The organism is Streptomyces sp. Root1304 (assembly GCF_001426405.1).
Lineage (GTDB): Bacteria > Actinomycetota > Actinomycetes > Streptomycetales > Streptomycetaceae > Streptomyces.
The window spans coordinates 44,836-60,098 of record NZ_LMEP01000022.1 but is presented as its reverse complement, the minus strand read 5'-3'; the positions used below and the strand labels follow the sequence as shown (position 1 = coordinate 60,098).

11 protein-coding genes are annotated in these 15,263 nt (G+C 72.6%); 5 read left to right on the top strand and 6 right to left on the bottom strand.

Going from position 1 to position 15,263, the window contains the following annotated elements; genetic code table 11:
- Positions 1-125: 125 nt before the first annotated feature.
- Positions 126-869, bottom strand: coding sequence for a hypothetical protein (locus ASD33_RS35825; protein WP_199863575.1), 744 nt, complete (start codon positions 867-869; stop codon positions 126-128).
- Positions 870-1,410: 541 nt separating this feature from the next.
- On the opposite strand from ASD33_RS35825, the gene ASD33_RS19715 reads away from it, so the two are divergent.
- Positions 1,411-2,223, top strand: a complete 813-nt coding sequence (locus ASD33_RS19715; protein ID WP_056561907.1) for an SAM-dependent methyltransferase — start codon at positions 1,411-1,413, stop codon at positions 2,221-2,223.
- Positions 2,220-4,385: an EAL domain-containing protein gene (locus tag ASD33_RS19710; RefSeq protein ID WP_056561906.1), complete on the top strand. Its 2,166-nt coding sequence runs from the start codon at positions 2,220-2,222 to the stop codon at positions 4,383-4,385. The genes ASD33_RS19715 and ASD33_RS19710 overlap by 4 nt, the downstream gene beginning before the upstream one ends.
- Positions 4,386-4,565: 180 nt before the next feature.
- On the opposite strand, the gene ASD33_RS19705 is transcribed toward ASD33_RS19710, so the two are convergent.
- Entirely contained in the window at positions 4,566-6,743 is a 2,178-nt protein-coding gene (locus ASD33_RS19705; RefSeq protein ID WP_056563065.1) for a hypothetical protein, read from the bottom strand.
- A 77-nt stretch (positions 6,744-6,820) separates the two neighbouring features.
- Positions 6,821-7,729, bottom strand: a complete 909-nt coding sequence (locus tag ASD33_RS19700) for a LysR substrate-binding domain-containing protein (protein ID WP_056561905.1) — start codon at positions 7,727-7,729, stop codon at positions 6,821-6,823.
- A 195-nt stretch (positions 7,730-7,924) separates the two neighbouring features.
- Between ASD33_RS19700 and ASD33_RS19695 the strand changes: the two genes are divergently transcribed.
- Genes ASD33_RS19695 through ASD33_RS19685 form a run of 3 tightly spaced genes read left to right on the top strand, consistent with a single transcriptional unit; the run spans position 7,925 to position 11,242 of the window.
- Positions 7,925-8,551, top strand: a complete 627-nt coding sequence (locus ASD33_RS19695; RefSeq protein WP_056561904.1) for a succinate dehydrogenase cytochrome b subunit — start codon at positions 7,925-7,927, stop codon at positions 8,549-8,551.
- Between the two features lies 1 nt (position 8,552).
- Positions 8,553-10,499, top strand: coding sequence for a fumarate reductase/succinate dehydrogenase flavoprotein subunit (locus ASD33_RS19690; RefSeq protein WP_056561903.1), 1,947 nt, complete (start codon positions 8,553-8,555; stop codon positions 10,497-10,499).
- The gene (locus tag ASD33_RS19685) at positions 10,496-11,242 is read left to right on the top strand and encodes a succinate dehydrogenase/fumarate reductase iron-sulfur subunit (RefSeq protein WP_056561897.1); all 747 of its coding nucleotides are present in this window, start codon (positions 10,496-10,498) and stop codon (positions 11,240-11,242) included. Before ASD33_RS19690 ends, ASD33_RS19685 begins: the two co-directional genes overlap by 4 nt.
- Before the next feature lie 44 nt (positions 11,243-11,286).
- Here the strand turns inward: ASD33_RS19685 and ASD33_RS19680 are convergent, their stop codons facing one another.
- From ASD33_RS19680 to ASD33_RS19670, 3 genes are all read right to left on the bottom strand, one after another.
- The gene (locus tag ASD33_RS19680; RefSeq protein WP_056561895.1) at positions 11,287-13,638 is read right to left on the bottom strand and encodes an excinuclease ABC subunit UvrA; all 2,352 of its coding nucleotides are present in this window, start codon (positions 13,636-13,638) and stop codon (positions 11,287-11,289) included.
- Between the two features lie 97 nt (positions 13,639-13,735).
- Positions 13,736-14,395, bottom strand: a complete 660-nt coding sequence (locus ASD33_RS19675; protein ID WP_056561893.1) for an MSMEG_1061 family FMN-dependent PPOX-type flavoprotein — start codon at positions 14,393-14,395, stop codon at positions 13,736-13,738.
- Positions 14,396-14,500: 105 nt separating this feature from the next.
- Positions 14,501-15,166 carry a nitroreductase gene (locus tag ASD33_RS19670; RefSeq protein WP_056561891.1) on the bottom strand — a complete coding sequence of 222 codons (666 nt, stop codon included), beginning with the start codon at positions 15,164-15,166 and terminating at the stop codon, positions 14,501-14,503.
- Between the last annotated feature and the right edge of the window lie 97 nt (positions 15,167-15,263).

Genomic DNA, 15,263 nt, shown 5'->3' with positions numbered 1-15,263 from the left:
CGCATCGGTGGGGCGGCGAACCGGTGTGCGGAGGAGCGGTCGGGCGGCGGGTCGGTGGGGCGGCCGGCCGGTGAAGGAGAGGGTCCCGGAGGGCGGCGGGACGGTGTGGGGGCCGTGCGGTCGGGTCACTTGGACCGGGGGCGCAGGATCGCCGTCGCGAGCACGGCCGGGGCGGTGATCATCAGCGTCGCGGTGACGACGGACGTGCCGCCCTTGGGCTTGCTGTGCGTGGCCGGGCGGTAGTGGGGGAGCGCCACGGGGGCCGGGGGCCGGGGCCGTACGGTCGGCGGCGGCGTGGGGGACGGCGGTGCGGGCGGCGCGGGCGCGGGCTCCGGCGGCCTCGTGGTCGGAGGCGCGGGGGACGGCGGCACCGGTCGGGGCGCGGGCCTGATGACCGGCGGCTTCGGTGTCGGCCGGGGCGGGCGCGGCGGGGGAGTGGGGGACGGCGGCTCCGGTTTAGGGGTGGGCTTCGGGGTCGGGGTCGGGGAGGGGGTCGGCGGCTCGGGCGTCGGCGTCGGGGAAGGCGTGGGGGTGGGGGTGGGCGACGGGCACGGCGGGGGCGGTTCGGGGTGGCAGGGGTTCGGGTGGTGGTGATGCCCGTGCCCCTTGCCCTTGCCGTTCCCGTGGTGGTCGTGGCCCTTGCCGTTTCCGTGGCCGTCGTTCCCCCGGCCCTCGTTCCCTTGGCCGTCGTCGTTCCCGTCGCCGCCGTCGTGGCGGTCGCCGGCGACCGCCACCGCGACGTGGGAACCGCCCTGGTCGGTCTGGGCATAGGCGCAGGCGTCGGCGGCGGCCGGCACGGGGGTGGCGATGAGCCACACCAGTGCGAGGGCCGCCAGCGGCCGCGCGAGGAGTGATCCGTACAGAGACACGCCGACGAGCTTGATCAGTGCCGTGGCGCGCCGGGGCGGAAACGGCCCGGATTCGCCGGATGGAGGGGTTCTCCGGATGCACCGGTTTGACGTTTCGCCACTCCGGAGGCGGATTCGCCGCAATGCCCGGGTATCGGCGGACGGCATGATTTCCGACAGCTGTCGAGTCGGCCCGTTCCGGCCCCCGGAACGATATCTGTCCGGTTGTCGCCCTGTCGGACAGGGCGGTCAACGGGGCATCCTGCACCGGCGACCGGGCCCCGTCGGCGGCAACAACCGAGGTACGGGCGGGAGCTGGGCGTCCATCGGGCCGGCCGGAGGTCCGCCGAAGAGCCGACGCACGATCAGATGCACGTGAATGTGCACAGCCTGAAGGCGTGAACCGTTCGTTCCGAGAGCACGTGCCAATGGCGTGTGACCAAGAACGGACCGCGAATTTCCGTTTCTACTCGCTCTCTCGGCGGGCGATCAGTAGCCTCACCTCGAACACCGGCCGTGAACACAGGGCCGCGTCCCCCATGGCGACTTGTTGGAGACATTGATGGAGCGTCCCGCCTGGGCTCCGCCTGGTATCGACATTTCGGTGCCGAGCGTGTCCCGTATGTACGACTTCTATCTGGGCGGCTCGCACAATTTCGAAGTGGACCGGGAAGCGGCCCGCAAGGCCATGGAGTTCATGCCTGGTCTGCCCAAGATCATGCAGGCCAACCGCGCCTTCATGCGACGGGCCGTCCGGCACGCCGTTGACAACGACGTCACCCAGTTCCTGGACATCGGCTCCGGCATACCGACCTTCGGCAACGTGCACGAGGTCGCCCGGGCCGCCGACCCGGCGGCCCGCGTCGTCTACGTCGACCACGACCCGGTCGCCGTCGCCCACAGCCGCGCCGTCCTGGACGGCGACGAGGGCGCCGCCGTCGTCGCCGCCGACCTGCGCAAGCCGGCCGAGGTCCTGCGCAGCCCCGAGGTCACCCGGCTCCTCGACCTGGACCGGCCGGTGGCGCTGCTCCTCGTCGCCGTCCTGCACTTCCTGGAGGACGAGGACCGGCCGTACGAGGCGGTCGCCGAACTGGTCGACGCGCTCGCGCCCGGCAGCCTCCTCGTGCTCACCCACGCCTCGTACGAGGGCATCCCGCTCAGCGAGGAGCAGGCGGGCGGCACCGTCGGGGTCTACCGGAACATCCGCAACCCGCTCGTCATGCGGTCGGGCGAGGAGATCAGCCGCTTCTTCGCGGGCACCGAACTGGTCGAGCCCGGTCTCGTCACGATGCCCGCCTGGCGACCGGAGAGCCCGGTCGAGGAGGAGGACCCGTACGCCTTCTCCGGTTTCGCAGGGGTGGGGCGCAAGGCGTGAAGGTCCCGTCGCAGCCGTCCGGCGCCGCCGCCGAAGCGGACGGTCCGGAGGACAGACTCAGGCGGTTCGTCACCATCTGGAGCCGCGCGATCTTCCCGGTGACCGCCACCTCGCTGACCCGCGCAGAGTTCGAGGGGCATCTGCTGCCGCTGGCCCGCACCCTGTGCGACGCCCTGCACGCGCGGCCCTTCGACACCGCCCCGGCCCAGCGCACCGGCGCGGCGCTCATCGCCGCCCACTGCACCGACCCGGACGCCCTCGGCCGCAGCCTCGGCGTCGTCGACTCGTACCTGGTGCTCTACTGCGGTGCGGAGTCGGACCTGCCCGCCGAGGAGCTCAGGGCCCGCTGCGCCCGCCTCCAGCACGCCATGGCCACCGGCTACGCGCAGGCCCTCCGCGAGCGGACCCGCGCCGAGCAGGAGGCCATCGCGCGCTCAGCGCTCAGCGCCCGCAGCGCCGCCGAGATCGCCCTGCACGCCACCGAGAGCCGCTTCCGCGCGGTCTTCGACGGGGCCGCCATAGGGATCGGCATCGCCGACCTCGACGGCAACGTCCTGGAGGTCAACGAGACCCTCACCCGGATGTTCGGCGGCATGGAGAGCCCCCTCCGCAGCCGCAAGGTGAGCGAGTGGGTCCACCCCGAGGACGGCCCGCACGTCTGGAAGCTGTACGAGGAACTCGTCCGCGGCGAGCGCGAGCACTACCGGGTCGAGAAGCCCTACTACCGGGGCGACGGAACGGTTCTGTGGACCAACCTCACCGTCTCGCTGCTCCGCGACGCCGAGGGCACGCCCCAGTACCAGCTGGCGCTCATGGAGGACACCACCGAGCGGCGTCTGCTCCATCTGCGCCTGCGGTACGAGGCCACCCACGACGCGCTCACCGGGCTGCCCAACCGGACCCTGTTCTTCGAGCGCCTGGAGAAGGCCCTCGCGCCCGGCGACAACGCCCGGTTCGGCCTCTGCTACCTGGACCTCGACGGGTTCAAGGTCATCAACGACAGCCTCGGCCATTCCACCGGCGACCGGCTTCTCGTGGAGGTCGCCGACCGGCTGCAGACCTGTGTCACCGGCTCGGGCGAGATGGTGGCCCGGCTCGGCGGCGACGAGTTCGTCGCCCTCACCACCGCCCCCGGCGGCGAGCAGGACGTCACGGAACTCGCCGACCGCATCCTCGCCGCGCTCGCCACCCCCCTCCGCATCGACGGCCGCGAACTCACCGTGCGCGGCAGCCTCGGCGTGGTCGAGGGCCCTGCGGGGGAGCGGACCCCGGCCGAGGTGCTGCGGAGCGCCGACATCACCATGTACCGGGCCAAGTCCGCGGGCGGCAACCGCTTCGAACTCGCCGACCCGGAGGCCGACGCCCGCGCCATCACCCGGCACGGGCTCACCACGGCCCTGCCGACCGCCCTGGAACGCGGTGAGTTCTTCATCGAGTACCAGCCGCTCGTCCACCTCGACGACGGCAGCGTGCACGGCGCGGAGGCGCTCGTCCGCTGGTGCCACCCGCAGCACGGCGTGCTCGGCCCGGACCGCTTCATCCCGCTCGCCGAGGACACCGGCCTCATCGTGCCGCTCGGCCGCTGGGTGCTCCAGGAAGCCGTCCGCCAGGCCCGCTTCTGGCAGACCCGGCACTCCGACGGCGGTCCGCTGAGGATCAACGTCAACCTCTCCCCGACCCAGCTCCACCACCCGCGCCTGGTCGCCGACACCGTCGACGTCCTGGAGCGGTCGGGGCTCGAACCGGGCGCGCTCTGCCTCGAAGTCACCGAATCGGCGCTCATCGGCGCCGACGAGGACCTCCTGAAGCCGCTGCGGCAGCTCGCCGAGATGGGCGTGGACATCGCGCTCGACGACTTCGGCACCGGCTACTCGAACCTGGCCAACCTCCGCCGGCTGCCGGTCAGCGTCCTCAAGCTCGACCGTTCCTTCACCCGGGGGATGCAGCAGCACCCGGTGGACCCGGTCGACCTCAAGATCGTCGAGGGGATCGTCTCGCTCGCCCACAGCCTCGAACTCGCCGTCACCGTCGAGGGCGTGGAGACCGGAGCGCAGGCCCGGCAGCTGCGGGACCTCGGCTGCGACACCGCGCAGGGCTGGTACTACGCCCGCCCCGGCGCTCCGGACCGGATCCACTCGCTGCTGCTGGCGGACGCGGTCTGAGACCCGGGCGTACGCGTACGGGACCGGCCTCCCCCCACGAAGCCGGGCCCAAGAGAACCGGCCTCCCCGCGCGAAGCGGGGAGGCCGGGAAGAGGTACGGGGGAGGAAAGCGGAGAGGCTAATTCAGGGAGTGTGAGAAGGAAGCCTCTCCATGGCCTCGCCCCGGAACGACCGTAACACTCAGGCGGGCAGCAGGTCGCGCAGATTTTCCGGGGTGAGCACGCGCGAGCCCGGAGCCAGCCCGTCCGGACGCTCCAGTCCGATGTACGTGACCGGGGTGTCCGGCAGCGTCCGGCCGTCCCACAGCGTCGTCGGCGCCCCCGACTCGCCCATCAGCTCCACCAGGTGACGTACCGTCAGCGGCGTCCGCCCGAACAGACCGCGCAGCAGGACCGCGATCGACACCCGGTGCTCCTCGACCCGGTTCGCCGACGGGGTGCCCCGCAGGTACAGATGCAGCCAGTGCGCGTTCCAGCGGCCCTCGTCGTCCCGCCGGAACGCGAGCGGCAGCGCCACCCGGCCCGGTCCCCGCAGATCCGACTTCATCCGGACGGTCCGCGGCTCGAACGGCCGGCCCTGCTGCGCGGAACCGCGCAGCATGAAACCGAAGAAGCACTCCGCCGCCTCGTCGAAGCCCTCGCCCGAGAAGACGTGCACCTGCGGAACGACGAAGGTGCCGCGCACCGCGCCGAGCCGCAGGTCGATGAACTCGGAAGCCCCGTCCGGCGCCGAGGTGATGTCGCCGGAGTGAGCGCCCTCGACGTCGGTGAGCGCCGTGTACGAGAGCCAGGTGACCGTCGCGAAGTCCTCGTCCAGGACGAGCGCCGACAGATCGTGGTCGGTGGTGCGCGCCGCCTCCCTCCAGTACGTGAAGAAGCGCAGCAGTTCGCCCTCGACCGGTGAGACCGAGCCGCGCGGCAGCACACCGAACCCCGCCGACGCCGCTCGGCCGCTCAAAGGCAGGGCGACATCGAGGACTTCGGGATCGATCAGGAGGTGACCGGGGTCCGGAAGCCGGCGCCGGGTCTCCGCGTCGAGCACCTCGATGAGCCGCTCGCGGTCGCCGTCCTCCAGCGGCCGACGCGTGTCGGCGGTGACCCAGGCCCTGCCCTCCCGGTTCACGAACACCCGGCGCTCCCCGCCGTTCCCGCCCGCGCGGTTCTGCAGGTGCTCGCGCACCGACAGGACGACCCGGCCCGACACCTCCGGCGCGGCCCGCTCGACGGCCGCCAGGACCGCCTTGCGCTCCTCGGCCTCCGTCGCGTCGCGAAGCAGCCGGTCCAGGGCGCGGAACAGCCGGCCCGGGGCCGCCGAGGCCAGCAGCCCGGCCGCGGCCGTGACGTCACCGCGCCCGAGGATCTCCTCCACGCGGCTGTCGAGCGACGGCACCTTCCGCTCGCCCCGGGCGACGGCGAACACCTCGGCGGCGTGCGGCCAGTGAGGGTACTCGTGGGGGTGCAGCCGCTCCCCGAGCCGCTTCCACGCCCCCGCGTGCGCGGACACGTCCGCCAGCTTGGCCGCGGACGCGGCCACCACCGCGTCGAGCCCCGCGAGCAGAGCACGCCGGTACGGGCGGGACAGCGCGCGGAAGCGGGTCGGCTCGCGCAGGGCGACATCGCCCTCGGCGAGGGCGCAGGCCAGCCGCAGGACGTCGGTCACGGTGTCGAGCAGCGGGGCGGCGCCCACCCGCAGCCGGGCGCGGTTGACCACGGCGCGGTTCTCCCGGACGGTGATCGTCTCCGGCTGGGGGCCGTCCGCGCAGTGCTCGGCGAGCACGGCCAGATCGTGCAGGTGCTCCTCGCCGAGCGGGGTCGTACTGTCGGCCAGGGCCAGATAGAGCCCCGTCACCTCGTCCTCCGCGGCCGCGCCGAGGTGCAGCACCGTCAGCCGGTCACCGGCCGCCGCGATCAGCTCCTCGTGGACGGCGAGCATCTCCTCGTACGTGTGCCCGTAGCGGCCGTACGAGGGGAGGGTCAGCAGGTCGAGAACGCCCGTGCGCAGCCGGTCGAGCGCACCGGAGTCGACGGAGCCGTCGTCGATCGCCTCGGTCACGCAGGTCATCCAGAAGTCGAGCGTGTCCGGCACGTCGGCCGGGAAGTCGATGAAGCGGACGTTGTGCCGCACATGGTCGCCGAGGAGTTCGCGGACCGTGGCGAGGGTGCGGACGGCGGTCTCGACGACGGTCGGCTCCGCCAGGCCCGAGAGGCGCTCCAGCAGCTCGGTGGAGAGCTTGAACCCGGCGGTCATGAGGGCCGCGTCGAACCGGCGCGCGACGGCGGTCCCGTCCCCGGCGGGGCCGGTGGGGCAGGGGAGACGGAGGGTGTGCCGGACGACCAGGTGTTCGAGAGGGTGGACCATGCGGGCATGCTCGCAGCCGCCGGCCGTCGGCCGCACGCGGATTTCGCGACCGGGGCCGTACGCACGAGGCCGAGGGCTCAGCCCGCCGCCGGCCCCTCCGGGGCCGCGCGTCGCGAGGCCAGCAGGATCCGCTGGAGCTCCCGCGCCGCCCTCGGCGGGGCCACGTCGCTCCGGTGCGCCAGGGCGATGGTCCGGCGCAGGCCCGGCCGGGCCAGCGCGGTCACCCGGAGGTCCCGGCCGCCGCGCGCCGCCACCATGGCGGGGACGACCGCGAGCCCGAGGCCGGCCCGTACGAAACCGAGGACCGCGTCCAGCTCGCCGCCCTCGACCGTGAACGTCGGCTCGAAGCCCTCCGCCCGGCACGCCGCCACGGTCAGTTCCCGCAGGTCGTAGCCGTGCCGGAACATCACGAGCGGCTGGTCCCGCAGGTCCTTGATCCGCACCGGGCGGCGGGGAGCGGGCGCCGACGCGGCGGAGACCACCACCAGGTCCTCCCGCAGCAGCTCCACCGTCGTCAGCGCCGGGGACGGGGTCGGCAGCGGGAGCACCACCAGCGCCAGGTCGAGGGCGCCGCGCGCCAGCTCCCGCACGAGGTCGTGCGAGCCGCCCTCCTCGATGAGCAGCTCGATCCCCGGGTGGAGGTCGTGGAAGGCCCGCAGGACGTCCGGGAGGAGGCCCGTGCACAGGCTCGGGGTCGCGCCGAGCCGCACCCGCCCCCGTTTCAGCTGGGCCAGCTCCTGCACCTCGATCCGGGCCGTCTCGGTGTCCGCGAGGATCCGGCGCGCGAGCGGCAGCAGGGCCTCGCCCGCGTCGGTCAGCGTGATGTTGCCCCGGGCGCGGCTGAACAGCTCGGCGCCCAGCTCTTGTTCGAGCGCCTTGATCTGCTGCGAGAGGGAGGGCTGCGAGACGTGGACGCGCTCGGCGGCCCGGGTGAAGTGACGGGTCTCGGCCACGGCGACGAAGTAGAGGAGCTGCTGGAACTGCATGGTCCCAGGGTAGAGGACATGAATAGGTGCTGCCTATCGAGATCAGCCGGACCATGTCTTGGACCTCTCGGGGCCTTCGGCCCTACCGTCATGAGCATGGCTCTGGCACCCACGAGGGACCGGACGACGGGCCGCCCGCCGTCCCCCACACCGTCACGCGGATTCCTGTCATCGACCCTCGGCAAGAAGACGGTCATGGCCGTCAGCGGGCTGATCATGCTCGGCTACCTCGTCGCCCATGTCGCCGGCAATCTGAAGGTCTTCTTCGGCCCCGAGGAGTTCAACGCCTACGGCCACTGGCTGCGGGTCATGGGCGCCCCCGTCCTCCACCACGCGTGGGCCCTCTGGATCGTCCGGATCGTGCTCCTCGCCGCCGTCGTCGGCCACGCCGTCTCCGCTTACCAGCTCAGCCGCCGCGACGTGAGGGCCCGCCCGACCGCGTACGTCCACCGCCGCAAGGGCGCGTCCTACGCGACCCGCACCATGCGCTGGGGCGGGATCATCCTCGCCCTCTTCATCGTCTGGCACGTCCTCGACCTCACCACCGGCACCGTCCACCCCGGCGGTTTCGAGGAGGGCAAGCCCTACCAGAACGTCGTCGACACCTTCTCCACCTGGTACGGCAACGTCATCTACATCGTCGCCATGCTCGCCGTCGGCCTCCACGTCCGCCACGGCTTCTGGAGCGCCGCCCAGACCCTCGGCGTCGGCAACGCCCGCCGCGAACGCCTCCTCAGGGCCACCGCCAACACCCTCGCGCTCGTCCTGACCGCGGGCTTCGTCTCCGTCCCCGTCGCCGTCATGACCGGAGTGGTGAGCTGACATGAGCTATTCCGACTACCGCACCGGCGAGCCGGTGGCCGACACCAAGGCCCCCGCGGGACCCGTCGCCGAACGCTGGGACACCCGCCGCTTCCAGGCCAGACTGGTCAACCCCGCCAACCGCCGCAAGCACCGGATCATCGTCGTCGGCACCGGCCTCGCCGGCGGCTCCGCCGGCGCCACCCTCGCCGAACAGGGCTACCACGTCGTCCAGTTCTGCTTCCAGGACTCCCCGCGCCGCGCCCACTCCATCGCCGCGCAGGGCGGCATCAACGCCGCCAAGAACTACCGCAACGACGGCGACTCCATCCACCGCCTGTTCTACGACACCGTCAAGGGCGGCGACTTCCGCGCCCGCGAGTCCAACGTCCACCGCCTCGCCCAGATCTCCGTCGAGATCATCGACCAGTGCGTCGCCCAGGGCGTCCCCTTCGCCCGTGAGTACGGCGGACTCCTCGACACCCGATCGTTCGGCGGGGTCCAGGTCTCCCGCACCTTCTACGCGCGAGGCCAGACCGGACAGCAGCTCCTCCTCGGCGCCTACCAGGCGCTGTCGCGGCAGATCGCCGCAGGGAACGTCGAGATGCACGCCCGTACGGAGATGCTGGACCTGGTCGTCGTCGACGGCCGGGCCCGTGGCATCGTCGCCCGCGACCTGATCACGGGCGAGATCTCCACCCACTACGCCGACGCCGTCGTTCTCGCCAGCGGCGGCTACGGGAACGTCTTCTACCTCTCCACCAACGCGATGAACTCCAACGCCACCGCCGTCTGGCGGGCCCACCGGCGCGGCGCGTACTTCGCCAACCCCTGCTTCACCCAGATCCACCCCACCTGCATCCCGCGCACCGGCGACCACCAGTCCAAGCTGACCCTGATGAGCGAGTCGCTGCGCAACGACGGCCGCATCTGGGTGCCCCGGGCGAAGGGCGACACCCGGGCCGCCGCCGACATCCCCGAGGACGAGCGCGACTACTACCTGGAGCGGATCTACCCCTCCTTCGGCAACCTCGTCCCCCGCGACATCGCCTCCCGCGCGGCGAAGAACGTCTGCGACGAGGGCCGCGGCGTCGGCCCCGGCGGCCAGGGCGTCTACCTCGACTTCGCCGACGCGATCCGCCGGATGGGCCGGGCCGCCGTCGAGGAGAAGTACGGCAACCTCTTCGACATGTACGAGCGGATCACCGCCGAGAACCCGTACGAGGTCCCGATGCGGATCTACCCCGCCGTCCACTACACGATGGGCGGACTCTGGGTCGACTACGACCTCCAGACCACCGTCCCCGGCCTGTTCGCCGTCGGCGAGGCCAACTTCTCCGACCACGGGGCCAACCGGCTCGGCGCCTCCGCCCTCATGCAGGGCCTCGCCGACGGCTACTTCGTCCTCCCCGCCACCATCAACGACTACCTGGCCCGCCACCCCCACACCGAACCCGTCACGGACGAGCACCCCGCCGTCCAGGAGGTGCTCGCGGAGACCGAGGACCGGCTCCACCTCCTCCTCTCCGTCGACGGCGACCGCACCCCCGACTCCTTCCACCGCGAGCTCGGCGAACTCATGTGGGAGTACTGCGGGATGGCCCGCACCGAGAGCGGCCTGCGGACCGCCCTCGACCGGATCCCGAAGATCCGCGAGGAGTTCTGGAGCCGCATCAGGGTCCCCGGCACCGGCCAGGAGTTCAACCAGTCCCTGGAGAAGGCCAACCGGATCGTCGACTACCTGGAACTCGCCGAGCTGATGTGCCTCGACGCGCTCCACCGCGCCGAGTCCTGCGGCGGCCACTTCCGCGAGGAGTCCCAGACCCCCGACGGCGAAGCCGCCCGCCGCGACGAGGAGTTCGCCTACGCGGCGGCCTGGGAGTTCGGCGGAACCGGCACGGCTCCCGTCCTCCACAAGGAGGACCTGACCTTCGAGTACGTCCACCCCACCCAGCGGAGCTACGCATGAGGCTCACCCTGCGCGTCTGGCGCCAGAAGAACGCCGACGCCCCCGGCGCCATGTCCACCTACGACGTGGACGGCGTCTCCGACGACATGTCCTTCCTGGAGATGCTCGACACGCTCAACGAGGACCTCATCCTGCGCGGCGAGGACCCCGTGGCCTTCGACCACGACTGCCGCGAGGGCATCTGCGGCGCGTGCAGCCTCGTCATCAACGGCGACGCCCACGGGCCGGAGCGGACCACGACCTGCCAGCTCCACATGCGGTCCTTCCGCGACGGCGACACCATCGACGTCGAACCCTGGCGGGCGTCCGCCTTCCCCGTCGTCAAGGACCTCGTCGTCGACCGCTCCGCCTTCGACCGCGTCATCCAGGCCGGCGGCTACGTCTCCGCCCCCACCGGCTCGGCCCCCGAGGCGCACGCGACCCCGGTGCCCAAGGCCGACGCCGACTTCGCCTTCGAGCACGCCGAGTGCATCGGCTGCGGGGCCTGCGTCGCGGCCTGCCCCAACGGCTCCGCGATGCTCTTCACCTCGGCCAAGGTCAACCACCTCAACGTGCTGCCCCAGGGATCCCCGGAACGCGAGACCCGGGTCCTCGACATGGTCGCCCAGATGGACGCGGAGGGCTTCGGCGGCTGCACCCTGACCGGCGAGTGCGCGACGGCCTGCCCCAAGGGCATCCCGCTGCCGTCGATCTCCGCGATGAACAAGGAGTGGCTGCGGGCGCGGAGGAAGGCCAAGGGGTAGGAGCGGGGCGGCCGCCCGCCGGGAGCCGCCCGGACCCGGGCCGGTCAGCCGCCTGCGAGCGCCCGCGCCAGGTACGGAGCCGTCCGGCTCACGGGAGAGGCGGCCACCTCGGACGGCGGCCCGGCCGCCACCACCCGGCCGCCCTCGTCGCCGCCGCCCGGACCGAGGTCGACGACCCAGTCGGCGGTGGCGACCACGTCCATGTCGTGCTCGACGACGACCACCGAGTGGCCCGCGTCCACCAGACCGTGGAGCTGCCGCATCAGGACCTCGACGTCCGCCGGGTGCAGCCCGGTCGTCGGCTCGTCGAGTACGTACAGGGTGGGGGAGCGGCGCGGACGCTGGAGCTCGGAGGCGAGCTTGATGCGCTGCGCCTCGCCGCCGGACAGTTCCGTCGCCGGCTGCCCGAGCCGCAGATAGCCGAGGCCCACCTCGAGGAGGGTCCGCAGGCTGCGGGCGGCGGCGGGGGTGTCCTGGAAGAACTCCGCCGCCGACTCGACGGTGAGGTCCAGGACTTCGGCGATCGTCAGTCCGCCCAGCCGCACCTGGAGCGTCTCGGGGTTGTACCGGGCGCCGCGGCAGTCGGGGCAGGGCGCGTAGGTGCTCGGGAGGAAGAGGAGCTCCACCGAGACGAATCCCTCGCCCTGACAGGTCTCGCAGCGCCCGCCGGGCACGTTGAAGGAGAAGCGGCCCACCTTGTAGCCGCGCTCCCGCGCCTCCGCCGTCTCCGCGAACAGCTTGCGCACGACGTCGAAGAGCCCCGTGTACGTGGCCAGGTTGGAGCGCGGGGTACGACCGATCGGCCGCTGATCCACCGTCACCATCCGCTCCACCTCGGCGAGTTCGTCGGTCAGCGCGCCGACGAGTGTCGACTTCCCGGAGCCGGACACGCCCGTGACGGCGGTCAGTACGCCGACCGGGAAGGCGGCGTCGACCGCCCGCAGGTTGTGGCGGGTCACCGGACCCGTCCGCAGCCACCCGGCCGGGGCGCGTACCTCCCGCGCGGGTACGGGCGCCCGGTCGAAGAGGAAGCGCCGGGTCGCGGACGCCTGTACGGCTGCCAGCTCGCGCGGCGGCCCGCTGTGGAGCACCCGGCCGCCGTGCACCCCGGCACCCGGGCCGACGTCCACGAGCCAGTCGGCGTGCCGGACCACGTCGAGGTGGTGCTCGACGACGAAGACCGAGTTCCCCGCCGCCTTCAGCCGGTCGAGGACCACGAGCAGCGCCTCGGTGTCGGCCGGGTGCAGGCCGGCGGACGGCTCGTCGAGCACGTACACGACACCGAAGAGCCCCGAGCGCAGCTGGGTGGCGAGCCGCAGCCGCTGGAGCTCGCCGTTGGAGAGCGTGGGCGTGGCCCGGTCCAGACCGAGGTAGCCGAGACCCAGCTCGGTGACCGTCCCGATCCGGGCGACGAGATCCTCGGTGAGGACCCGCGCGGTCTCCGAACCGTCCGTCGGCGTCGCGGAGAGGAGCCCGGCCAGGACCGTCAGCGGAAGCGACCCCAGCTCGGCGATCGTCCGCCCCGCGAAGGTCACCGCCAGCGCCTCGGGCCGCAGCCGGCTGCCGCCGCACACCGGACAGGGCGCACTCGTCAGGAACCGCTCCGCCTTCGCCCGCAGCGTCGTGCTCTTCGAGTCCGCGAACGTCCGCATCACATACCGCCGGGCGCTCATGTACGTCCCCTGGTAGGGGCGTTGGATGCGGCCCGCCTCCCGTACCGGATGCACCGTGACGACCGGCTGCTCCTCCGTGAACAGGATCCACTCCCGGTCCTTCGCGGCCAGCTCGCGCCACGGCCGGTCGACGTCGTACCCGAGGGTGTCCAGGACGTCCCGCAGGTTCTTCCCCTGCCAGGCGCCCGGCCAGGCGGCGATGGCCCCCTGGCGGATCGACAGCTCCGCGTCGGGGACGAGGAGTTCCTCGCTGGTCTCGTGGATCCGGCCGATGCCGTGGCACGAAGGGCAGGCGCCCGCAGCCGTGTTGGGGGAGAAGGCGTCGGAGTCGAGCCGCTCCGCCCCCTCCGGGTAGCGGCCGGCCCGCGAGAACAGCATCCGCAGCGAGTTGGAGAGCGTCGTCACCGTACCGACCGACGAGCGGGCGTTCGGCGAGGACCGGCGCTGCTCCAGGGAGACCGCCGGCGGCAGCCCGCTGATCTCGCCGACGGCGGGCGCCCCCACCTGGTGGATCAGCCGCCGGGCGTACGGGGCCACCGACTCGAAGTAGCGGCGCTGGGCCTCGGCGTAGATCGTGCCGAAGGCCAGCGACGACTTGCCGGACCCGGAGACCCCGGTGAAGGCGACGAGCGCGTCGCGCGGGATGTCGACGTCGACCCCCGCGAGATTGTGCTCGCGGGCGCCGCGGACGCGGACGTAGGGATCACGAGGGTTGTCGTACACAGGGCGATTTTATCCATTGATCCCCCGGTGTCCTGTTCGGGGGCGGCAGGCCTCCGGCGGTGCCGGGCCCACCGCGTGTCGGCACCCCGCCGGGCGGCTACTCGTACCGGTACTTCAGCGAATCCGCCTCCGCCTGCTCGACGTCCGCGAGCGTCAGCTCCGGCATCCGCAGCTGCGCCAGCGTCACCTCGGCCGAGGTCGGCTGGGCATCCGCCGGCAGCCACTCCTCCGGCTTCCAGGCCCCGCTGCGCAGGAGCGACTTGGGGCAGTGCGGGTAGACCTCCTCGATCCCCACCACCAGCGCACTCGCCGGCGGCTTGCCCACGGCGGTCAGCCGCGAGAGCAGCTCCGGGCGGGTGGAGACGCAGGCCCGGCCGTTCACCCTGAGCGTCGTGGTGCGCCCGGGGATCATGAACAGCAGCCCGGCCCGCCCGGTGGCGATCACGTTCCGCAGGGTGTCCAGGCGCTTGTTGCCGGTCGCGTCCGGTATCGCCACCGTCCGCGCGTCCAGGACGGAGACGAACCCGGCGGGACCGCCGCGCGGGGTGACGTCGCAATTGCCCTCGGCGTCCGCGCTGGCGACCATGACCAGCGACGAGCAGCCGATCAACGCGCGTGTCCGGTCAGTGAGTTCGGTCATCTGCTTGCGCACGGCCGCGTCGCTGGGCAGTGCGTAGACCCGACGCAGGGCCTCCTGGTCACGCACGGCGTCGAGACGGAGGGAGTCGAAGGTGCCGAGGGTGAGGGGTGTGGTCATGGCTCCGAACCTTGAGAGGGCCGACCGTGAGGGATCCCGGTCGGCGGTGACGTGACGTGGAGGCGGTCGCGCCCGCTGATGCCGCGGGTCCCGGCCGCCCGGCCGTCATATTCCGATGAAGCTCACTGTCTCCGGCATCTTCGCCCGCCCGGTGCGCGGCCGTGGCGCGCCCTCCTTCTCGAATCCCACCGAGACACCGCAGAACAGCACGAGCCCGTCCTCGGCCCCGACCGCCCGGGCGACGGTCCTGTGGTACATCGTCCACATCACCTGGGGGCAGCTGTGCAGCCCTTCCGCCCGCAGCAGCAGCATGACCGTCTGCAGATACATCCCCGCGTCCGCCCACTGCCCCGGGCCCATCGTCCGGTCGAGGTAGCAGAAGAGTACGACCGGCGCCCCGAACGCCTCCGCGTTCAGGGCGGCGATCTTCCGGGGCCGGTCGGGGTCGTCGCGCTCGATGCCGAGGGCCTCGTACCGCTGGGCTGCCGCGGCCGCGAAGCGGTCCGTGTACGGGGAGGCCAGGTCGGCCGGGTACATCGGATACTCCCGCTCGTCGCCCGGGTCGCCCGCCCGCGCCCTGGCCGTGGCGCGCCTCTTCAGCTCGGCCAGGGGCTCACCGGCCACGACATAGGCGTGCCACGGCTGGAGGTTCCCGCTCGACGGGGCCCGCGTCGCCGCGCTGAGCACCCGGTCGAGAACCTCCCGGGGCACCGGCTGGTCGCTGAACGCCCGTACGGCCCGACGACCGTCCACGGCTTCGTACACATCCACGTGGTTCCTGTCCTCTCGCTCGACGTAGTGCCGCCTGCTGGTCGGCAGATGACCCGTACCGGTCCCGGATCGCCGCGGTACAGCTCCTGCCGGTCGG